We start from the raw sequence: 538 nt of genomic DNA on the forward strand, positions 1-538 counted from the left end.
GGCTTACAACACCATTTTGTACACTGTTCAAAATAAAATAAACGGTACAGGAAATACAAATGAACAAGACACTTATCGCACTACTAACTTTGGCAGCAGCTGGCACCGCAACGGCAGGTGACACATACATCCGTAACGGCAACATCTACAACAACCAAGGTGGTTGGGTTGCGGAAGTGGGCGTAGCTCAAGGTAGTGACCTATTTAAAGATCAAAAACACAATACTGCACCAATTCTAAACGGTGGTTACCACGGTGAAGACTTCAACGCAGATTTGGGCGGCATCAACTACCGCTTCTTGGGTGAAACCAACGATCTGATCAACATGAGCGCATACGTGGTAGGCAGCGGCATTATTCGTGATGGCGATGTAGCAAAGAGCTTGAAAGGCACACAAAAACGTCGTTTAGCGGTTGATTTAGGTCTAAATACCGATTTCACTCTAGATGAGCACAACGTCATCTCGACATACCTACAACACGACATCAGCGGCGCATACAAAGGTTACTTAGCGGGCGCAAGGTACTCCCACATCAT

1 pseudogene is annotated in these 538 nt (G+C 46.1%); it reads left to right on the plus strand.

The features are described 5' to 3' along the window. Positions 1-59: 59 nt before the first annotated feature. Positions 60-538, plus strand: a pseudogene (locus R7040_RS29475) (MipA/OmpV family protein); the annotation flags it as partial.

The sequence above is a fragment of the Vibrio sp. 1069 genome (assembly GCF_033340555.1).